This window comes from Streptomyces sp. CA-106110 (assembly GCF_050936285.1).
In the GTDB taxonomy this organism is placed as follows: domain Bacteria; phylum Actinomycetota; class Actinomycetes; order Streptomycetales; family Streptomycetaceae; genus Streptomyces.
Genome location: NZ_JBNJNB010000001.1, coordinates 12,099,917 through 12,119,494 on the forward strand (window position 1 = coordinate 12,099,917; position 19,578 = coordinate 12,119,494).

Annotated in this window: 17 protein-coding genes and 3 pseudogenes; 12 read left to right on the forward strand and 8 right to left on the reverse strand. The window is 67.6% G+C overall.

Annotated features, from left to right (window positions below; all coding sequences use genetic code 11):
- Nucleotides 1–133: 133 nt before the first annotated feature.
- Together ACQEXA_RS56095 and ACQEXA_RS56100 are read left to right on the forward strand one after the other, a co-directional pair.
- The gene (locus tag ACQEXA_RS56095) at nt 134–907 is read left to right on the forward strand and encodes a transposase (RefSeq protein WP_433134151.1); all 774 of its coding nucleotides are present in this window, start codon (nt 134–136) and stop codon (nt 905–907) included.
- 86 nt (nt 908–993) lie between these two features.
- Nucleotides 994–2,457, forward strand: coding sequence for a flavin-containing monooxygenase (locus ACQEXA_RS56100; protein ID WP_432920629.1), 1,464 nt, complete (start codon nt 994–996; stop codon nt 2,455–2,457).
- A gap of 325 nt (nt 2,458–2,782) precedes the next feature.
- Here the strand turns inward: ACQEXA_RS56100 and ACQEXA_RS56105 are convergent.
- Nucleotides 2,783–2,917, reverse strand: a pseudogene (locus ACQEXA_RS56105) (sugar kinase); the annotation flags it as partial.
- Nucleotides 2,918–3,663: 746 nt separating this feature from the next.
- Between ACQEXA_RS56105 and ACQEXA_RS56110 the strand changes: the two are divergent.
- Nucleotides 3,664–4,132 (forward strand): annotated as a pseudogene (locus ACQEXA_RS56110) (IS630 family transposase); the annotation flags it as partial.
- Between the two features lie 57 nt (nt 4,133–4,189).
- Here ACQEXA_RS56110 and ACQEXA_RS56115 read toward each other — a convergent pair.
- Nucleotides 4,190–4,402 (reverse strand): hypothetical protein, encoded by a 213-nt coding sequence (locus ACQEXA_RS56115; RefSeq protein WP_433134841.1) that lies wholly within the window; start codon nt 4,400–4,402, stop codon nt 4,190–4,192.
- 462 nt (nt 4,403–4,864) lie between these two features.
- Here ACQEXA_RS56115 and ACQEXA_RS56120 point away from each other — a divergent pair, with 462 nt between their 5' ends.
- Nucleotides 4,865–5,023: a hypothetical protein gene (locus tag ACQEXA_RS56120; RefSeq protein ID WP_432920623.1), complete on the forward strand. Its 159-nt coding sequence runs from the start codon at nt 4,865–4,867 to the stop codon at nt 5,021–5,023.
- A gap of 347 nt (nt 5,024–5,370) precedes the next feature.
- Nucleotides 5,371–6,957 (forward strand): APC family permease, encoded by a 1,587-nt coding sequence (locus ACQEXA_RS56125; RefSeq protein WP_432920620.1) that lies wholly within the window; start codon nt 5,371–5,373, stop codon nt 6,955–6,957.
- Between the two features lie 209 nt (nt 6,958–7,166).
- Here ACQEXA_RS56125 and ACQEXA_RS56130 read toward each other — a convergent pair whose 3' ends face one another.
- From ACQEXA_RS56130 to ACQEXA_RS56140, 3 genes and pseudogenes are all read right to left on the reverse strand, one after another.
- Entirely contained in the window at nt 7,167–8,411 is a 1,245-nt protein-coding gene (locus ACQEXA_RS56130) for an IS110 family transposase (RefSeq protein WP_432920617.1), read from the reverse strand.
- Between the two features lie 258 nt (nt 8,412–8,669).
- The gene (locus tag ACQEXA_RS56135; RefSeq protein ID WP_432920614.1) at nt 8,670–9,929 is read right to left on the reverse strand and encodes an IS110 family transposase; all 1,260 of its coding nucleotides are present in this window, start codon (nt 9,927–9,929) and stop codon (nt 8,670–8,672) included.
- Between the two features lie 279 nt (nt 9,930–10,208).
- A pseudogene (locus ACQEXA_RS56140) lies at nt 10,209–10,463 on the reverse strand (transposase); the annotation flags it as partial.
- 578 nt (nt 10,464–11,041) lie between these two features.
- Here ACQEXA_RS56140 and ACQEXA_RS56145 point away from each other — a divergent pair.
- The 3 genes from ACQEXA_RS56145 (at nt 11,042) to ACQEXA_RS56155 (ending at nt 15,104) form a co-directional block, all read left to right on the forward strand.
- Nucleotides 11,042–11,413: a DoxX family protein gene (locus ACQEXA_RS56145; protein WP_432920611.1), complete on the forward strand. Its 372-nt coding sequence runs from the start codon at nt 11,042–11,044 to the stop codon at nt 11,411–11,413.
- Between the two features lie 991 nt (nt 11,414–12,404).
- Entirely contained in the window at nt 12,405–13,721 is a 1,317-nt protein-coding gene (locus tag ACQEXA_RS56150) for an IS701 family transposase (protein WP_433134153.1), read from the forward strand.
- Nucleotides 13,722–13,838: 117 nt separating this feature from the next.
- The gene (locus ACQEXA_RS56155; protein ID WP_432920435.1) at nt 13,839–15,104 is read left to right on the forward strand and encodes an ISL3 family transposase; all 1,266 of its coding nucleotides are present in this window, start codon (nt 13,839–13,841) and stop codon (nt 15,102–15,104) included.
- A 264-nt stretch (nt 15,105–15,368) separates the two neighbouring features.
- Here the strand turns inward: ACQEXA_RS56155 and ACQEXA_RS56160 are convergent, their stop codons facing one another.
- Complete coding sequence (locus ACQEXA_RS56160) at nt 15,369–15,557, reverse strand: hypothetical protein (protein WP_433134155.1); 189 nt, start codon at nt 15,555–15,557, stop codon at nt 15,369–15,371.
- Nucleotides 15,558–15,726: 169 nt separating this feature from the next.
- On the opposite strand from ACQEXA_RS56160, the gene ACQEXA_RS56165 reads away from it, so the two are divergent.
- Entirely contained in the window at nt 15,727–16,629 is a 903-nt protein-coding gene (locus ACQEXA_RS56165; RefSeq protein WP_433134157.1) for an IS5 family transposase, read from the forward strand.
- On the opposite strand, the gene ACQEXA_RS56170 is transcribed toward ACQEXA_RS56165, so the two are convergent.
- Entirely contained in the window at nt 16,630–17,592 is a 963-nt protein-coding gene (locus ACQEXA_RS56170; RefSeq protein ID WP_433134159.1) for an ISAs1 family transposase, read from the reverse strand.
- A 242-nt stretch (nt 17,593–17,834) separates the two neighbouring features.
- Complete coding sequence (locus tag ACQEXA_RS56175) at nt 17,835–18,347, reverse strand: MarR family winged helix-turn-helix transcriptional regulator (RefSeq protein ID WP_432920605.1); 513 nt, start codon at nt 18,345–18,347, stop codon at nt 17,835–17,837.
- 80 nt (nt 18,348–18,427) lie between these two features.
- On the opposite strand from ACQEXA_RS56175, the gene ACQEXA_RS56180 reads away from it, so the two are divergent.
- The 3 genes from ACQEXA_RS56180 (at nt 18,428) to ACQEXA_RS56190 (ending at nt 19,495) form a co-directional block, all read left to right on the forward strand.
- On the forward strand, nt 18,428–18,640 hold the full coding sequence (locus ACQEXA_RS56180; RefSeq protein WP_432920602.1) for a hypothetical protein: 213 nt from the start codon (nt 18,428–18,430) through the stop codon (nt 18,638–18,640).
- Between the two features lie 70 nt (nt 18,641–18,710).
- Entirely contained in the window at nt 18,711–18,980 is a 270-nt protein-coding gene (locus tag ACQEXA_RS56185; RefSeq protein WP_432920599.1) for a hypothetical protein, read from the forward strand.
- A complete protein-coding gene (locus ACQEXA_RS56190; RefSeq protein ID WP_432920596.1) occupies nt 18,977–19,495 on the forward strand; it encodes a hypothetical protein in 519 nt (172 codons plus the stop codon). The genes ACQEXA_RS56185 and ACQEXA_RS56190 overlap by 4 nt, the downstream gene beginning before the upstream one ends.
- The last annotated feature ends 83 nt before the right edge of the window (nt 19,496–19,578 follow it).

Here is a 19,578-nt window from a genome sequence, read left to right on the forward strand (position 1 = left end):
TCCACCTCCTTCTTTGACTCACGCCCAACGACGACGTCACCTGCCCGCAGTTTGACCAGTGCGGCAACCAACACCAAAGCTACAAGAGCCCACTGACAACGCCCCGTCTCACAAGAGGACTTCGATCTCTGCGATGGCCGTCATGCGCCTGCGTCTTGCCCACTGCACCTCGTCCGACCTTCGTGCCTGGACAGGCCTAACCGGGCCGCACATGCAGCACCTCGTCAGGCAACTGTGGGAACTCGCGCCCGATACCGGCAGGGGCCGGCCCTGGGCATTGCCGTTCCCCGACCGGGTCCTGCTCATCGTCCTCGCGTACCGCACCAACCTCACCATGCAGCAACTCGGCTCCCTCTTCGGCATCTCCCACGCGGCCGCCCACCGGGTCATTTCTCGGCTGGCCGCACCGCTCGCCGAACTCCTCGGGCCACCGCCCACCGACCGGCGGGAATTGTGGGTGGTCGACGGCACACTCATCCCCGTCCACGACCAGCAACGCACAGCGAAGAGCAAGAACTACCGGCGCAGCGTCAACGTGCAGATCGTCTGCAGAGCCCGCGACCGCCGCGTCGTCGCCGTCAAAGACGCCTGGCCGGGCAACCGCAACGATGTGGTCGTCTTCCGCGAAACCCTCCAGAAAACACTCCCTGATCATCCCCGCCTGTCCGGTGACGGCGGCTACCGCGGATGCGACCGCATCCGCACACCACGCCGCGGGGTCGACGGTCGCATCATCAAAGACCGCGCCTACCGCCGGTTCCGCAAACGGCGGGCCGTCGCCGAACACACCATCGCCCGACTCAAAGACCACCAGTTCCTCCGCCAATGCAGACGCCGCGGCAACGCGATCAACCACGCCGTCGCCGGCGTCGCCGCACTCCACAACCTCAAGATCGACATCCGGTAAACGAAGCACTCCCAGAAGTGAGACACGCCCCGACCCGCATTACGTGATAGCTCTTAGCCTCGCGGAGGAGAGTGGAGGAGGCGCTCATGCGGGTGGTTGTCGTTGGCGCAGGATTCGGCGGAATCGCGGCGGCGATAGAACTCGGGCGGTACGGGTTCGATGATCTGGAGATACTGGAGGCCGCGCCCGAACCGGGCGGCACCTGGTACTTCAACCGTTACCCGGGCGCGGCCTGCGATGTGCCTAGCCATCTGTACTCCTACTCCTACGCCCAGCGCTCGGAGTGGTCCCGAGTCTGCTCCCCGGGCGACGAGATCCTGGAGTATATGCGCGCGGTAGTCGCGGAGTTCGGCGTTGAGCGGCTGATCACCCCGGGCACCAGGGTTACCGCCTGCCGCTGGGAGGAGCGCTCCCGCACCTGGAAGGTCTCCGTCGAGGACACTGACGGATGTTCCGGCGCCACCCGCACCGCCGACGCCGTGGTGATGGCCACCGGGCAGCTCCACCAGCCGGCCCTGCCCAGGATCCCCGACCTGGACTGCTTCTCCGGCCACAGCTTCCACTCCGCACGCTGGGACCATGGCTACGACCTGCGCGGAAAGCGGGTCGCGGTGATCGGCACGGGGGCCAGCGCGACCCAGTTCGTCCCCGAGATCGCCGAGCAAGTTGCGGGCTTGACGGTCTTTCAACGCACACCGAACTGGTATCTGCCGCGGATCAACCGTTCCTATCCGCGCCCGGTGCGCGAGCTCTTCCGACGTGTCCCCGTGACGCGGAGCCTGTGGCGCAGCCTGATCGCCTGCTACGCGGGGTCATTGACGGTCGCCATCCGCCACCCGCGCACTGCGGGCCGACTCGGCGGGGCGCTCTCCGCCGCGTTCATGCGCAGGCAGCTGCGCGATCCCGAGGTGCGCCGCAGTGCTCTGCCGGACTACCAGTTCGGCTGCAAGCGCGTCCTGTTCAGCTCCACATTCCTGCCCGCCCTGCAGCGCGAGAACGTGGAGCTGGTGACCGAGTCGATCGTCCGGATGCGGCCGGAAGGCCCCCAGACCGCGGACGGCCGGGTGTACCCGGTGGACTGCGTCATCTACGGCACTGGCTTCCGCACCAACGACTTCGTGTTGCCAACGGAGGTCACCGGCACCAGCGGTCGCACGCTCAGCGAGGCCTGGTCCGGCGGCCCGCACGCCCATCTGGGCATCACGGTCCCGGGGTTCCCCAACCTCTTCCTGATGTACGGGCCCAACACCAACACTTCCGGGGGCTCGATCATCTTCTATTTGGAGGCCCAGGCCGGCTATCTGCGCCAGGCACTCCAGTGGGTCCAGCACAACGGCGCGGCCGCGATCGAGGTGCGTCCGGAGGTCGAGGCCGCCGGGGACCGCGCATTGCAGGCCCGATTCGCGGGGACAGCGTGGACCCGCTGCGACTCCTGGTACCGCGACGGCACAGGCCGGATAGTCGCCAACTGGCCCGGCTATATGCGGGAGTACAGGAAGCGCACCCAGGTGCTGGACCCTGAGGAGTACAGGCTCATCAGCTCGGATTGAGCCTCGATCCACCGAGTTGATGTAGGGGCTTCGCGATTCGTGCCGCTCCACCAGCGAGCAGATGACGTCGAGCGCCTCCCGGGCCGTGCGGCCCCGCTCCAGACCCAGGCGCAGCAGCTCCATGCCGAGGATGCCGCCGTCCCGGTCGGCGCCGCCCTTGACCGCGGAGACCGTGGCCCTGCTTCGCCGCAGAGGACGGCGTGCGGATGCTTCGCCCGAAGGCAGCCCAGGTCATTGCGGCCGCGGGCGAGGCGATGTGCATGCCCGAGATGCATCGGCCCGTCGTCGCCCGTCTGCTCGCCGGCGAGCTTCCGCCGGTTCGTTCGGTGACGACGGTCACCAGGACTTCGCCGACGCGGCGCCCGGCCTCCCGGGCCAGACGGATGGCGTCGGGGTGGCCTTCGGCGAGCAGGCGTTTGACGTCGGAGCCGGAGGCGGTGTCCAGACCGAGAGCGGACAACTTTGGGCGGGTGATGCCCTGGCCGTTCGCCGAACAGCGGCGGCCGGGAGCCAGTAGTCCTGTGGAGTGAGATACGCGCGGGGTGGCGGGTTGACCGACGCCGGGAGGGCCGCTCGGGAGCGGTTGCGGCTTGCCGCTCGGCACCGTTCGCGTCTGTTGATGTCAGCCACTGAGGTCAGATCACCGTTGGGTCCGCGACCAGTATTCTCGCACTACGGCTAGGTTGTGCTCGAACAACGGGTCATGCCGACGCGCAGTGAAGATCCCCGGTATCGCCAGCGACCGCCCACTGGCTCGTTCCACACGTACTTCCCACCATTGTCGGCTGCGAGTCGTGTGGCTCTTCCTCTCTATGCCTTTGACCTCGCTCCATGTAATCGCACGCCGACTGACGAAGGTGTGGAACTTCATGCCGTCAGGTGTCAGGAGTGTCCTGCCGTAGCCACGGTTGATCATGTAGAAGAGCGCGCTCAACCACGCTGCCCCGATCGCAGCCACCCACCACCAGGGCTCCTCCGCGGAGGAGCCCGGCTCTGCTCGGGCACTGAAGTACGCCCCGACAGCCAGGCCTGCGAGAAGCAACGAAAGGACTGCTGTCCACCACCAGTTACGGCGTCGGGCTCCAGCATCAAGGCTTCTCCACGTCTCCGGCACGTGCCGATAGTAGAGCGGCTTCTCGGGCGCCGGCGCACTGCCAGAGAGTAGGCAGGACTGAGGTCGGCGAAGCGGCTTTGAGCTGGAATTTCGTGTTCGCCTTCGACGAGTTCGGACCGCTCGGGATCCGACCCACCGCGGGCTCTGGCTGGGCCGCCCAGAAGCGCGCCGACCGGGTGCCGGCGACCTATCACCGCACCCAGGCCGTGCGGTACTTCCACGGCAACTACTCCGTCGGCGACGCCCGCCTATGGGGCGTCAACCCGCTTAGGAAGGGCGCCGGGAACACACTGGTCGCACTGAAGTCGATCCATGCCGCCTGCAGCTTCACCCCGACCTACGCCTCGTGGGCGAACCCGATCGAAGCCCACTTCGGACTCCTGCGCTAGTTCACCATCGCCAACTCCCACCACCCCAACCCACACCGTGCAGATTTGGGCTCTGCACGCCTACCTGCGCTGGCGCAACGCCTACGCCCGCCATCGCGACGCCCTGGCCGCCGAGCGCAAAGAACGTGCCCGGATCCGAAGTGAGAAGGGCATCCGCTGGGGTGGACGCCCCTCCCCACCGCGGCTTGAACACCCGGCACCCCAGCCGCTATTGGGCTCAGAAATCGCCTTAACCGTCGCGGGCGAGACGGCCGCGTCGGCCGACCGGCCATCGCGCATCGACATCGGCGGCGACGGATCGGCATGTCGTGCAGGCTGTCGGCCTGAGCGGGGACCATGAATACCCGTATCCGGTCAGCTCTTCCCGCTCGACGCTCATCCCACACAGGGTCAGCGTGGTCACGACGGCGTGCTCGACCTCCGGGACACCGGAAGCGTCCACCGCGGCGCACCACCGGTCTGCGGTCGGCCGATACGGCGGACGCAGCATCTCACCGGGCCCCATGACGATGACGGTCGCGAGACAATGTCCGCAAGCCACCCAAGCTCCGCCTTCCATCTTCGTTGGAACCGCGTCAGGGCCACCGGCCAGCTCACTGCCACACACGTCGCATGCCATGCGGATGATGATCGCAGGTTCCCGGAGCGCGCAGGGGCGAGGTGGGAACAGGCTCGTGCGACCGTCCAGACGGCCCCGGAACTCCCAGTCCTTCGAACCGGCATGCCCAAGAGCGGGCTCGCCGGTCCGGACCCGAGCTGACCGACCGTGGACCGGCGCGCGTCAGTGGTGATCCACGGCTGCTTCGGCGCTCGCCTGAATCTGACCGGCCCGTCTCCGGACGGGTAGTTCGGGCGTTCGGGTGTGGTGCTGGGGTACGCCCAAGGCCGGACAGGGATCCTGCTCGTGGCCCCCTACAACGACTTCATCTCCGAGGCAGACACGGCCTGGCCGAGGGTCGAGCCGGTCGCCAGCGAGGTCGGCCGGCTGGACAACGTGCGGGCCGTGCTGGCCGCTGGGCGGCAGGCCGGCCTGGAGGTGATCGTCCTCGACACCGCTTCCTGAGGGGAGCTGGAGGTGCTTCGGTTTGGTATCTCCCGAACCGAAGCACCTCCTCGTGCAGCCAGCCAGCCAGCCAGCCAGCCAGCCAGCCAGCCAGCCAGCCAGCCAGTCAGCCGGGCGGGGGCGCCGCCGAGGGAGCGGGCACGCGCCGGCCTGCACTCGTCCACCTGCTGCCGGCAACCTCTGCGGTTTGCGCGGAGCGGTGGCGACGTTTCGTCCCATCGCGGCTGAGGAAAAGGCGTTCCGCCTATTTCATGATCGGACGTTGGAGCCCTACAGTCATCCTCCACCCGCAGCCTCGATCCGCTGTGCGGGCGATCCGTGCCGCCTTCTCCCTGAGGTTATCCGCCATGACTGCACCCACGCCGGTAGACGCCGGCAACCCGCTGAGCGATGACGCCAGATTGGAAAGTCTCGGCTACAAACCCCAACTCAGCCGTGTGCTGGGGCTCTTCGCCAATTTCTCCGTGGCCTTTACCTACCTGTCGCCCATGGTGGGGATCTACTCCCTGTTCGTACTCGGCGTCGGCACAGGCGGCCCGGCGTATGTGTGGCTGACCTGGCTGCCGGTGGCCGGGATGCTCCTGGTCGCCCTGGTCTTCGGCGAACTGGCCAGCCACTATCCGGTCGCCGGAGCCCTGTACCAGTACGGCAAGTTCTCCGTCGGCTCCCGCTATGGCTGGTTCGTAGGCTGGTTCTACGGCATAGCGCTGCTCATCACCGTGGCCTCGGTGGACACCGGCGTGGTCAGCTACGCCGTGGCGTTGGGCCACAACTGGTTCGGCTGGACCTTCGACCCCGCCTCCCACATGGTGATTCTGGTGGTCACCGTGGTCCTGCTGGCCATCCAGACCGCGCTCAACGTGACCGGCGCGCGGGTGATGGGGCGGGTGGCCCAATTCGGTGTGTATGTAGAGCTGATCGGCACGGTCGGTATCGCGATAGTGCTGGCCGTGCACGGCTTCCACCACGGTCTGGGCTTTTTGTTCTCCACTGAGAACGTGCAGCATGCCGCAGCCAATCCACTGGGGCTGGACTTCCACGGCAACTGGTTGACCGGCGCTGCGCTCATCTCCGTTCTCGCCCCGGTCTACATCTTCTACGGCTTCGAGTCGGCCGGGGACATCTCCGAGGAGACAGCGGACGCCGGGCGGCAGGTCCCGCGTTCGATGCGGCTCTCTTTGATGTGGGGCGGGGTTGCGTCCTTCGTCCTGGTCGCCGCCTTGCTGCTGGCGATGCCCGCGAGTAATCCGGTCGCGGCGACGGTCAAGGGCGGCGGCGTCCCCTTCGTCCTGGGCCAGCTGCCCAGCTGGTTGCAGGACATCCTGTTGCTGCTGATCGTCTTTGCGTTCTTCTCCTGCGGCAGCTCGGTGCAGGGCGCGGGCAGCCGTCTGATGTTCTCCTACGCGCGCGATGGTGCGCTTCCCCGTTCGGCCTGGGTCTCCAAGGTCCATTCCCGCTTCCGTACGCCGGTCAACGCGCTGCTCGCCGGTGCGGTGGTGACCGCGCTGTTCGTGCTGCTGGAGTTCGCCTCGCCGAGCCACGACATCAAGCTCGGCTTCATTACCTACCCGGCGAACACCAACGTCCTGGTTTCTCTGGTGTCCTTCGGGGTGAGCGGCATCTACCTGTCCTTCCTGCTCACCGTCGTCGGTGCGATCGTGGCGCGGGCACGCGGCTGGGTTCCCGAGGGCCGGTTCCGTCTCGGCCGCTGGGGCTGGCCGGTGACCGTGCTGGCCACCTTGTACCTGGTGGCGATGCTGGTCAATGTGGTGGCGCCGACGGGGCTGACCAGCCCGCGCGGATACTTCAACCTCGACTGGATCACGCTGCTGGTTATGGCCGCGGTGGCGGTCGTCGGCGGGATCTGCTTCCTCCTCGGCCACCCCGATCGACACGTCCGCGAGCATCTCGACGGTGCACAGCGCAAAGTGTGAGCCGTACTCCACAGCAAACGCCCAACGCCCTTCCCCGGTGATGGTCCGGGGAAGGGCTGGCCTGCAGCCAATCCGCGCACCCGGACCGCCACTTCACATCATCACACGGTCGGGTGGCCGCACCACGTCTACGTGACACGGCCACCCGACCCCACCGAGTACGCGCGACGGGTCTGGTCCGAAAATAACGTCTGACTGGCCGGTGGCGGTCACGCCGCTTCGATGGGTTCGAAGCGGACGGTCAGGCCGAGTGCGTTGGCCTGTCGGGTGATCCGGCGCAGGGCGCGTTCGGGGTTGTGCTTGGTGTAGTAGTCACCGCCGAGATCATGGAAGCCGGTGTCCTGGGTGAGCATGTGCCACACCGCTGTGAGGATGGAGTGCTCGATGGCGACCAGGGCCTTCTTCTTGCCGAGGCGGGGCATGAGCCGCATGTAGCGGGCGCCGAGGTAGGTGCGGGCGCGGGTGCGGGAGGCGGCCATCGCCGCGGTGCCGAGTGCCGCACCGAGCCAGCGGTTGCCGTGGGGTCTGCGCCCGGACTTCTGCTTCCCCGCGGATTCGTGGTGGCCGGGGCAGACGCCTGCCCAGGACGCAAGGTGTCCGGCCGTCGCGAAGCGGTCCATGTCGGCGCCGGTCTCCGCGATCAGGACCTCGGCGACGGCCTGGCCGACGCCGGGGATGGTCTGCAACAGCTCAAGCTCCCGGGCAAAAGGGCGCATCTCCTCCTCGATCCGCGCCGACAGCTCCGCGACCGCGGTCTTCAGCTGGTCGATCCGCTCCAGATGAAGCCGGCACAGGAACGCGTGGTGCTCGCCGAAGTTCCCCGTCAGCGCCTCCACGAGCTCGGGGATCTTGGGACGCATGCGGGCCTTGGCCATTTGCGCGAGGGCGTGGACGTCGCGTTCCCCCTCGATGAGCGCGTCCAGCATGGCCCGGCCGGACACCCCGAGGATGTCGGTGGCCACCGTGGACAGCTTGATGCCGGCGTCCTCGAGCTCTTTCTCCAGCCGCTGGGCCTCCCGGCCGAGTTCCGCGGCGAGGGTGGAGCGGTAGCGGGTCAGGTCGCGCAGGTGCCGGATCGGCTCCGGTGGTACGAACGACGCCTTCAGCAGTCCGCACTCGCCCAGCTGGCACAGCCACGCGGAGTCCGCGACGTCGGTCTTACGGCCGGGCAGGCCCTTGGCGTGCGCGGCGTTGACCAGGATCACATTCAGGCAGTCCTCGAGCAGGTAGAACGCCCCGCGCCAGTAGTCGCCCGTGGCCTCCATGACGACCAGAGTGACCTTCTCTGCCAGCAGCCAGTCTCGAAGCTCCAGCAGGGAGTTGGTTGTGGTCGCGAAGGTCCGGATCTCCTGCCGCCGTGAACGCCGACCGCTGGGACTTGGGGTACGCACGCACGCCTTGAGGTCCTTCTTGCCGATGTCCAAGGCGGCGCATCGCTCGTGCAGCACATCCATGACAGCCCCTCCCACCGCGACCGGGTTCAACGGCGTGCCGTCCGGAGGAGCCACAGGGCTGAAGAGTCTGGTCCGCGTGCTGCCGCAACAATTGACGGTTCCTGCAAGCGGCTCCCGACGCCATACTGACGCTCGAGCTCACAGGCATCACAGATTCGCCGGCGTCCCGGACGGACACGCCCCCGATTTTCCCGGCCTCACGGCGGCCGGCGCAGCCGGTCTGGGTTACTGACACGAAAATGACGTGTAGTTCGCAGGTCAGGCTGAGATCGGGTCGAAGCGGATCGTGAGGCCGAGGCTGTTGGCTTCCTTGATCATGCGTCGCATAGCGCGTTCGGGATCACGACGGCTGAAGTAGTCGGCCCCGAGGTCGCGGTAGGGGACTTTGTCGTGCAGCACATGCCAGATCGCGATGGCCAGTTTGTGCATGACGGCAACCAGGGCTCGTTTGCCGCCACGCCGGGCTGCGATGCGGCGGTAGAACACGGAGAGATAGGAGTTTCTGTCGCGGATGGCCGCCATGGCGGTGATGCCGAGCAGTCGTTTGAGGTTTCCGTTGCCCGGGCGGGTGCGACCGGACCTGCTGACCCCGGCCGACTCGTTCTGGCCGGGGCAGACCCCGATCCAGGAGGCGAGGTGCTGCGCGGTGGCGAACTGGGCCATGTCCCCGCCCGTCTCCGCGATGATGATCTCCGCTGCCAAACGTCCCATGCCAGGGATACTGTCGAGGAGGTCGATGTCTTGCTGGCGACCGGCGAGCATGGCCGCGATCCGCGCGTCGAACGCCGTGACCGTGGCCTGGAGGCGGTCGATCTCCTCCAGGTAGTGCCGGACCATGAAGGCGTGGTGGTCGGTGAACTCGCCGTCCAGCGCCTCGACGAGGGCAGGGATCTTGCGGCGGGCCTTGCCGCAGGCGAGATCGGCGAGCCGGTGCGGGTCGCGTTCCCCGGCCAGCAAGGCGGTGAGGATCGCACGGCCCGTTGCCCCGGCGACATCGCTGATCACCGAAGTCAGCTTCATTCCGGTGTCCTCCAGCTCCTTCTCCAGGCGCTGGGCCTGCTGCCCCACCGCACGGACGATTTCGGTGCGGCGGCGGGTCAGATCCCGCAGTTCCCGGATCTCGCGCTCGGGCACAAACGAGGCCATGACCATCCCGGAGGCGCCAGCCCGGGCCAAGAACGCCGCGTCACTGGGATCCGTCTTGCGCCCCCGGACACCCTTGAGGTGCGCGGGATTGACCAATGCCAGGTTCAGGTGCGGCTGCAGCACGTAGTAGACCGCGCGCCAGTAATCGGAAGTCGCCTCCATGACCACGATCTCGACATGCCGTTCCCGGAGCCAGTCCAGCAGCCGCAAGGCCTCACCACGGGTCGTGCCGAAACGTTCGGTCTCCAGCGTCCAGTTCCCCGCCCGTCGAGGATTCGGAGTCCGCACGCAGGCAAGCAGGAACCGCTTGCCCAAGTCCACCCCCGCCGACCGCAGATAGATGACCTCCTCCTTCACGTTCTGCCGGGTCATGACCTTCTCCCTCCCACGCGACCGCAGCCGGCGTCCCGGAGGGGCCAAGGAAAGAGGCGGAATCTGACACGCGTGCTCCCGGCAGCGGAGACCCGATGCCCTGGCAACAATCCGTAGTTCCCTGGCTGGCCCCCATCGCCATCCTGTCAAAACGAGCTCACAGGCATCGCAGACCCATCGGCTGACCGGGACACCGGCCCCATTTTCCTGCACCCGAGATGATCAGCGCAGCGATCTGGCCCACCTGTCAAACGAACGGTGTAACCAGGGCCGTTGAGGTTACTGACGTGCTGCCGAGAGACGGCCGTCGAAGGTGATGTCGAAGGCGTTCAACGCGGTCTTCTAGCGGCTGGTCCAGGGGGCCTGTCCCTTGCCGCTGGGGTCCAACGACATGATCGCCATGTAGACGCACTTGAGTGCGGCCTGCTCGTTGGGGAAGTGGCCGCGGGCCTTGGCCGCCCGGCGGATCCGCGCGTTGACCGACTCGATCGCGTTCGGCGTGCAGACGATCCGGCGGATCTCAGTGTCGAATCGGAAGTGAAGTTGGTTGTCATGGCGGAGAAGCGTTGCAAATTCACGGCGGAGTTTCGTGAGGGTCGGAAGGCAGCCTGTGGCGCGAGAGCCCGGTGCGAGAGTCGGCTGCGCCGCCAGCCGATGGCGTCGGCGAGCTCGGGGGAGCGTAAGCGGTGTCCCGCAGTCTCACTGAGCGTGAGCATCACCGGATAGTCGCCCACAGAGAGGCCGACCTGCTGGAGGTGCGCCGTCAGTCGCCGGCTCAGCTCCTCCATCGTGTCCACGAGGGAGCGCCACACCGTGAGTTGCCTTGCCGGCGGGCGCCGCGCGGCGTTCTCGTGTCCACGGCCCCCATACCCACCCCAAGTGATTGACGCGTCAAGTATATGCTTTAAGCTTGACGCGTCAATTACTTGGAGGTGCGCTGTGGAACCGTACGAGACGCACCCGATCGTCATCGGGATCGAGAGCTTCGGAGACATCACGTCGGATGACGAGGAGCGCCCACTCGACCAGCCCGAGAACACCCGTGCGCTCGTCCACGGTCGCCGCGACGCCCGCCCCGGCCAGGCCGGGGCCGCACGGAAGGAACCACTCCCATGTACCCCACCGCCGCCATTCTCAGCGTGCTCCTCGCCCTGGTGACACTGACCGCGGGCGCGCCCAAGACGTTGCTGAAGGGCGCCGAGTCCGCAGGCCTGCAGTCACGCATGGGACTGAGCGCGGGCCTGGTCCGCTTCATCGGGCTGGCCGAAGTCGCAGCGGCCGGCGGCCTGACCGTGGGGCTCTTCTGGCAGCCCCTGGGCATCGCCGCCGCCATCGGCTTCGCACTCACGATGATCGCGGCCGTGGGCTTCCACGCCCAGTGCGGGGACTACGCCACGCCCGACACCCGGAAGAAGGCCATCGCCCCCATCGTGCTCACCCTGTTCTCCGCTGCCACCGCCGTGGCCCTCAGCCTGGCCATGTGAGCCCGCCCCGAGCGATATCGACGAGGCACCGTCATCCCTGCACCACCGGACCTCATTCTAGGTTCGGCAAGACCCGGAGGCGCGCGCCGCGACCTGTCCTGCCCTGACTGTATCGGCCGCTCCGGCCCCCTACCCACCGACCAGCGTTGCCCCCTGGTCGTACGTGAACCGCCGACCCGTTTTGAATGCGGTCGGATTCGCACCCCTGTCAGCGTTCCGAAGGACGCCATGACGAAGCCCGCCTGGTCCATGTGGCCGTCACCCGCATCCGCCCGCGCCTGGACCTCGGAGGCCTGTCCTGGATCCATGACCACCCCGACAGCAGCTTTCAGCTGTCCAGGCAGTCACATGCAACCTCGTGGCAGGGCTGACACCGAGAATGAGCCCGCGGTCAGAGCGGCCCTATGAAACCCTTCGCCCGCCAGGGAACACCCTGAGGTTCCCACGAGATGCGGAGTGAGGTGACAGCGGGTCAGATGGTTGAAACGGCCTATGACATGGGTACCGCTTTGCAGACGAACGCCTGGCATACGCCTGCCCTACACCGGCTCCGCGTGCGGTTTCACGCCTCCGAGCCGCTCCCGGCACCGACGGGCCGAAGTCCGCGAATGGAGCGTTTTTCAACCTGCCGCCGCAGGGCCCGAGCGTCCAAACAAACTTGGCCCTCGCCGACCGGGTGCCCCAACCCACCAAGGAACGACGGCGGTTGGGGCATACGATGAACAAAACAAGCAACAGTTGGCAGCAACGCATGGCATTTGACTGACTGGTTGAAGCCTGCAGAACAGCAGGCCCCGCAGGTGGACCGCGGCGCGGACGGCCCCGCTAATTCAGGCTCTCCTGCCGCATCTCGTCTTTCGCAGTTTGCTTGGTCGGTAGTGACGACTGGGGCGGCGATCGGTTCTCTTGCGGCGGGTGTCGCCGTCGGCCGGGACGCGAGGAAGCATCGACGGTAGAAGAAGTTCCGCTCCCGGAGAGGAGTGACCCGTCGATGCTTCCGTTTCCGACTGTACCGCCGTCCCTGGACTGGCTGCTGGGCGTCTTGCGGCCCTGTTTCCGGGCGCCGACTTACCGAGTGTTCACCGCACTGGTCGTGGGGATGATCGCGCAGACCGGCCGCCACACCGTGTGCGGCATGCTGCTGGGCGCCGGTCTGGGCGGGGTGTGGCACCACGCCCGCGCCCACCGCTTCTTCTCCACCGCCCGCTGGTCGGCCGACCGGGTCGGCCTGGCCCTGGCCCACCTGATCGCCGACCTGCTCCTGCCGCCGGATGCGGCACTGGAGGTGGCGGTGGACGAGACCTTCTTCCGACGCCGCGGCAAGAAGGTCTTCGGCGTGCTGTGGGGATACGACGGCTCGGTCAACGCCCCCAAGCCCCTTCAGGTCGGCTGGGGCCACTGCTGGGTGATCGCCGGCCTGGTGGTGCACCTGCCCGGCTGCCCGCGCCCAATCTGCCTGCCGGTGCTCTTGCGCCTGTGGGCCGGCAAGGGCACCGTCACCCGGGTCCAGCTCGCCCGCACCCTGGTGGAACTGCTCGCCCGCGCCTTCCCCGACCGCACCCTGCACGTCGTCGCCGACGGCGCCTACGCCACGCACGTGCTGCGCGGACTGCCCGACCGGATCACCTTCACCACCCGGGCCGCCCACCGGTCGGTCTTCTACGGTCTGCCGCCCGCGCCGACCGGCAGACGCGGACGCCCCCGGCTCAAGGGCGACCGGCTGGGCACCAGCGCCGACCTCGCCGCCCGCACCCGCTTCCGCCCCCGCCGCACCACCTGCTACGGGCACGCCGTCACAGTGCGGGTGGCCGAGACCGTCTGCCTGTGGTACGGCGTCTTCGGGCCCCGCCCCGTGCGGGTGCTGACCGTGCGTAACCCTGCCGTGCGGGGCAAGGAGCTGACCGTGGTCACCACCGACCTGGCCTCATCAGTTGCGGCCCTGGTCTCCCGCTACGCCAGGCGCTGGTCCATCGAGGTCGCCGTCTTTGACGCCAAGCAGGTCGTCGGCGCCGGGCAGGCCCGCAACCGCACCCGGGCCGCGGTCGAACGCACCGTGCCATTCGCCATGATTTGCACCAGCCTGATCCCGTTGTGGTACAGCCAGTTCGGCGACCCGGCCGCGGACGTGGCCGCCTACCGCAGCACCGCACCCTGGTACACCACCAAGCGGGAACCCTCCTTCGAGGACATGGCCCTCGCACTGCGACGCACCGTCATCGCCGCCCGATTTAACCCCCTGCAGGCCCAACCCCCAACAGCCGCCGAAATCCTGGAAGTCCAGCGGGCATGGGCCTCCGCTGCCGCCTGAACTGCGAAAGACGAGCCGCATGTGTGGGTGCCCTGACCTGCCCTGATAGGGGAAACACGCCGTCTCCTGCAAGGCTTGAGGTCTCGAGGCTCAAGTTGGATCAAGCAGGAAAACGGCGTGTCCCTCTTCAGGATATGGAAGCGGACGCTGACGGCCGAACACACGGTGGTCGAGGGCGTCCGGATCGACGAGAACGAACAGTGTGTGATCGTGTCGGTACGGCCCGATGCGCGCCGTCGGCAGCGGTGCGGCCGGTGCCGGCGTCCGGCGCCCTGGTACGACGCGGGGCGGGGACGGCGGCGGTGGCGGGACCTCGACCATGGGGTGCTGCGTGTCTTCCTGGAGGCCCAGGCGCCGCGGGTGACCTGCCGGGAGCACGGGACGACCGTCGCCGCGGTGCCCTGGGCTCGTCACGGCGCCGGGCATACCCATGCCTTCGACCAGCAGGCGGCTTGGATGGCTGCCGAGTGTTCCAAAAGCGCGGCCGCGCAGTTGATGCGGACTTCCTGGCGGACCATCGGTGCGATCGTCGAGCGGTACGTCGCCGACCGCGACCGGTTTGTCGACCGCCTGTCGGGGCTGCGGCGGATCGGCATCGACGAGATCAGCCACCGCCGCGGGCAGAAGTACATGACGATCGTCGTGGACCACGACACCGCGAGGGTGGTGTGGATGGCCGACGGGCACGGCAAGGACGTCCTGCACCGGTTCTTCGACCAACTCGGCGTCGACCGCACCGCCCGCTTGACGCACATCAGCGCCGACGGCGCCGCCTGGATCGCCGATGTCCTGGAACACCGGGCCACGCAGGCCGTGCGCGTCATGGACCCCTTCCACGTTATTACCTGGGCCACCGACGCCCTGGATACCGAACGCCGCTCGAGCTGGAACCGCGCCCGCCGCCAGGCCCAGGACCCCGAGCGGGCCCGGGCGCTGAAGGACTCCCGCTTCGCCCTGTGGAAGAACGAAGCCGACCTCACCGACCGGCAGGCCGCGAAACTCGCCTGGATCGCTGCCACCGATCCACGCCTGCACCGCGCCTGGCGCCTGAAGGAGGCCCTGCGGGCAGTGTTCTCCCTGGCCAAGTCCCGCCCCACCGCGGCCCTGCGGGCACTGGACCGGTGGATCGGCTGGGCCCGCCGGTGCCGCATCGACGTCTTCGTCGACCTCCAGCGCCGTATCCGCCGCCATTACCAGGCGATCCGCGCCGCGCTGACCACCGGTATGAGCAACGGCCTGATCGAGTCCACCAACACCAAGACCCGCCTGATCATCCGCAGAGGCTTCGGCTTCCACTCCGCCGACGCCATCATCGCCCTGGTCATGCTCACCCTCGCCGGCCCCCGCCCCCAACTCCCCGGACGCCAACCCGCCTCAGCATGACCCACACATCAAGCAGGAGAGCCCTAATTCAGCTGGGTTTCCCGGGTCTTCCTCCCATTCGTTCCTGTGTGGACACTCGGAGCCCGGGAAGGGCCTGGAGTTCGACCGCGTCAGGTCGAGTCCGGCGATGCCGGAATCGTAGCGATCTACGCCTCCGGGCGGGCGTTGGTCTTGAGTAGCTGCAGCCGCAGTTGGTCAGGCCGCAGCGAGGCCTTTGGATCAGGCAGCCAGGGTCATTGCATGATCGAGATCTGTCTGGGTTCGTCACGTGAGACCGAGGGCTCGTAGCGGCCGCTGGTAGTCGCGGCCGGTGTGGCGGAGGGCAGCGGCGATGTTGGTCTGACCGTCCTGGCGGAAGACGCTGATGGCGAGGTTGCGCAGGGAGGCCATGGCGCGGGGCAGGTTGCCGGCGCGGACCTTGGAGTCGTCCTCGCGGAACGTGCGGTCCCGCACGTGGTGCAGGAGGTTTTCGATGCCCCAGTGGCCTCTGATCCAGGTGGCGAGTTCGGTGCAGGTGGCGTCGAAGACGCTGAGAGCCTGTCGGGTGGCTGATCATGCGCGAAGCGTGACGGCCGCGATCTGCCCTCTGGGTATGGCGACGGCCCCGGAATGATCACGTGGTGTGTGCCAGTGCGACAACTCCGAGGCCGTCAGCGGCCCATGCTATCCGTCCAGCCTGACCGATGAGATGTGGGAGATCATCCAGCCGCTCCTCCCCGTGCGTGACCTGCGGAAAGGCGGCGGGGTGCGCAAGTACCCGGATCGGCTGGTGCTCGACTCAATCTTCTACGTGCTGCGCTCGGGCTGCCAGTGGCGGATGCTCCCGCGCGACCTGATGCCCTGGGACGCGGCCCACCGCTGGTTCACCAAGTGGCGCCGGGACGGCACCTGGGACCGCGTCCACGACGAGCTGCGCCGTCAGGTCCGGATCGGGGCCGGACGCGATCCCGAGCCGTCAGCCGCCGTGATCGACGCCCAGTCGGTCAAAACCAGCGAGGGCGGCGAGGCGCGTGGATTCGACGCGGGCAAACGAACGACGGGGCGGAAGAGACATCTGATCGTCGACACGATGGGCCTGCTGCTGGTCGTCACCGTCACCTCCGCGTCCGTGCAGGACCGCGCAGGAGGCCGCACCGTCCTGGCCCGGCTCGCCGCCGGCTTCCGCACAGTCAGTCTGGTGTGGGCCGACGGCGGATACGCCAACTCCGTTGATTCCACGCTGCTTTCATGGGCTCGCAACGCGCTGGACATCGTCGTCCAGATCGTGAAGCGGACCGACGACGTCAAGGGTTTCAAGGTCCTGCCCCGCCGCTGGGTGGTGGAGCGAAGTTTCGGCTGGCTGGTCCGCAACCGCCGACTGGCCCGCGATTACGAACGGCTGACCGCGACCTCCGAGGCCATGATCAAGGTGGCGATGATCCGCCTGATGCTCGTCCGGCTCGCCGGGCAGCCAACGCGGTGGAGCCACGAATCCCACCGCAAGACCGCCCGAACCAAGACCGTCGAAGACCTCATCGCAGCGTAATCAACCAGCCACCCGACAGGCTCTCAGGCTGGTGATCAGGTAGGCGCGCTCGATGGACAGTTTCCCGGTGCTCAAGTCGCGTCGCCACCGTACGACTTGGATTGCCTGGCGGGCGCCGGGGTAGTCGAGGTGGCTGAACGCGGCGACTTTGAGCCGGCGGATCTCGTCGCGGTGGTGGGCGTGGTCGCGAGTGCGGTGCCCGAGCGGGATGTCCCGCCAGGGCAGCTTCCTGACCTGGGCATACAGGCCCGGATGGTTCTTCTTCACGACGGCCACGTAGTGCGCGCCGCGACTGGTCAGATAGGCCCCGTGGTCGTGCTGGGTGTGCAGGGCGTCGGCGGTCACCACCGTGTTCTCCAGCTCGAGACCGTCCAGCAACGGCGCGAAGAAGGGGATCTCGTTGCTCTTGGAAGCGACCTCCCGCTGGGCCAGGACCACACCGTGGTGGTCCATCGCCGCCAGCAGCTGAATCGCTGCGGCCGTTGCGGTTCGCGATCCGCGGACCACCTTGCCGTCGACTGCGATCACCCGTCGCACCGGCCCTTTCTCCGCCTCCGGCTCGACCGGGGGCGGCGTTCTGGCTTGCAGATACGCGCTGATCGCCGCGTCCAGCGCGTCACCGTCCACACGCTGTAGCAGGCGGCGCACGGTTGCGGCGTGCGGCACCGGCCGCAGACCGGTAAGTGGATCGGCAGCGAAGCCGAGGACGCCCAGCACATGCTGCGGGGCATCCCTGATCCACTCGCTGATCGCGATGAGTGAGCGAGCCCCGGTCAGCACCGCCGAGACGGCTGCGCACAGCAACGCGAGGGCGGGATACCGCAGTCCTCGCGCATCGCGGGGATCGGCGACCAGGATCAGGAAACGCCGCAGGTCAGCGACATCGCTTGAGGTGAGGGGATCAGTCGGGGAGCCCAGTTGCTCCAGTGCGGAAGGGATGGGCGATGATGTTCGGGCAGGCACGGTCTCGCTCGGTTCTCATGGGTCTCGACAACCACATGATCACCAGCACCGTGCCTGCTCTGCTCTCCCGGGTCCCTTACCGCACAACAGATATGACGCCACGTCACTCATGAGACCGGCGAACAGGACCAATCCCAATCATGCAATGCCCCTGATCAGGCAGCGACGATCGCGCGCAAGAGGGGAGGCGACGAACTCGCGCCCTGCGGTCGGAATGCCGACGCCCCTCGGGATACGCGATGTCATGAGCACCTCCGTTCGGAGTCGGCCTCCTGGCCCAGGTCGGCGAGGTGGGTGCGCACGGCGGTGAGGATGCTTTCGAGCTCTTCGAATTGGTGCTCGGTCAGCGCGTCGGCGAAGTAGTGCTTGACGGCCCGCAAGTGCGGTGCCGAGGCAAGGCGAAAGGACCGCAGCCCTTCGTCGGTGATCGTGACGACCGCGCCTCGGCTGTCGGTCGGGCACTTCTGGCGGCGCACGAGTCCGTGGCGCTCCATGCGGCCAAGGTGGTGCGAGAGCCGGCTGCGCTGCCAGCCGATGGCGTCGGCGAGCTCGGACGAGCGTAAACGGTGTCCCGCAGCCTCACTGAGCGCGAGCATCACCAGATAGTCGCCTGCGGAGAGGCCGACCTGCTGGAGTTGCGCCGTCAGTCGCCAGCTCAGTTCCTCCATCGTGTCCATGAGGGAGCGCCACACCGTCAGTTGCCTTGCCGTCAGGCGTCGCGTGGCGGGCCCGACGCTCGGTGTTCTTCTGTCCATGGTCCCCATACCCACCCTCATTGCTTGACGTGTCAAGTATATTGCTTATGCTTGACACGTCAATTACTTGGAGGTGTGCTGTGGAAACGTGCGAGACGCACCCGATCGTCATCGGGATCGACAGCTTCGGAGGCATCACGTCGGATGACGAGGGACGCCCGCTCGACCAGCCCGAGAACACCCGCGCGCTCGACGACGAGGGCGTCCTGGCCGAGGCCTCGGGGCTGGACTTCTTCGGGCTGGGGGAGCACCACGTCGAAGAGATGCCGCTGTGGCCTTGGATCTTGGGCTGACTGCGGCATTCGTGAACGTTCTGGAGGCTGACATGGACAACGGTCGGGCAGGTCGGGAGAGGGGACCTCGATGAGCCACCTCACTCCGGGGATCTTCCACAGCCGGCTCGACCGTCCGATAGCGGCCACCGCGCCGCGAGAGGCCTGGCAGCGCACGTCGTTCGTCTTCCTGGCGGTGGGCCTGGACGTCGCTGCCGTGGTGATGCTGCTGAGCCGGCACCTTCCGAGTGCGGTGGCGGGCGTGCTCCTCGGGACTCTCGGCTGGTTTGCCACGGGGCGTGTCGCGGCCTGGTACCCCGCGTCGTTGCGCGGCGACCTCGAGGAATCGGTACGCCGATGAGCCAGGCGATCCAGAACTCAGTGGCAGCCGCCTTCCCCGACACTCCGGGGTCCGCTCGCCCGCCCGTGCGCCGTGGCAAGCGTCACGACCCCAGGGAGCGGCGCCGGCGCCACACCGTCGAGCTGTTTGCGGCATCCGCACTGGGCCTGGTCCCCTGGACGCTGATACTGGGCCTGAAGCTGCCGTCCGACTATCAGGTCCACGCATGGCGCACGACCTGGGTCGGCTTCGACATCATGCTGCTCATAGCCTTGGCGACGACGGCCGTCCTCGGGAAGCGCCGGAACTTGGCCATGGTGATACCCGCGTTGGCGACCGCCGTCCTGCTGGTGTGCGATGCATGGTTCGACGTCTCGCTCGAGTTCGGCACGTCGGCCGTGTGGGACTCCGTCGCGCTCGCCGTCTTCGTCGAGCTGCCCATGGCGGCCTTCATAGTCCACCGCATGTACAAGCTGATGCACACGCACTGTGCACCTCCCCAAGCCGAGGACCCTCCCGCCCGTGAAGCGCCGTAGTCGGGCGGGCAACCGTGACCCGGGCGCCGGAACCTCACTGACCTTGCCACCGATTACGATCGTCCCCAAATCGTCATCTGCGC

Excerpts from the sequence above, each read along its gene's own strand:
- ACQEXA_RS56190 (WP_432920596.1), top strand. The coding sequence starts at position 18,977 with ATGAGCCAGGCGATCCAGAACTCAGTGGCAGCCGCCTTCCCCGACACT.
- ACQEXA_RS56135 (WP_432920614.1), bottom strand. The coding sequence starts at position 9,929 with ATGACCCGGCAGAACGTGAAGGAGGAGGTCATCTATCTGCGGTCGGCG.
- ACQEXA_RS56175 (WP_432920605.1), bottom strand. The coding sequence starts at position 18,347 with ATGGACAGAAGAACACCGAGCGTCGGGCCCGCCACGCGACGCCTGACG.
- ACQEXA_RS56125 (WP_432920620.1), top strand. The coding sequence starts at position 5,371 with ATGACTGCACCCACGCCGGTAGACGCCGGCAACCCGCTGAGCGATGAC.
- ACQEXA_RS56150 (WP_433134153.1), top strand. The coding sequence starts at position 12,405 with ATGCTTCCGTTTCCGACTGTACCGCCGTCCCTGGACTGGCTGCTGGGC.
- ACQEXA_RS56130 (WP_432920617.1), bottom strand. The coding sequence starts at position 8,411 with ATGGATGTGCTGCACGAGCGATGCGCCGCCTTGGACATCGGCAAGAAG.
- ACQEXA_RS56185 (WP_432920599.1), top strand. The coding sequence starts at position 18,711 with ATGAGCCACCTCACTCCGGGGATCTTCCACAGCCGGCTCGACCGTCCG.
- ACQEXA_RS56095 (WP_433134151.1), top strand. The coding sequence starts at position 134 with ATGGCCGTCATGCGCCTGCGTCTTGCCCACTGCACCTCGTCCGACCTT.
- ACQEXA_RS56145 (WP_432920611.1), top strand. The coding sequence starts at position 11,042 with ATGTACCCCACCGCCGCCATTCTCAGCGTGCTCCTCGCCCTGGTGACA.
- ACQEXA_RS56100 (WP_432920629.1), top strand. The coding sequence starts at position 994 with ATGCGGGTGGTTGTCGTTGGCGCAGGATTCGGCGGAATCGCGGCGGCG.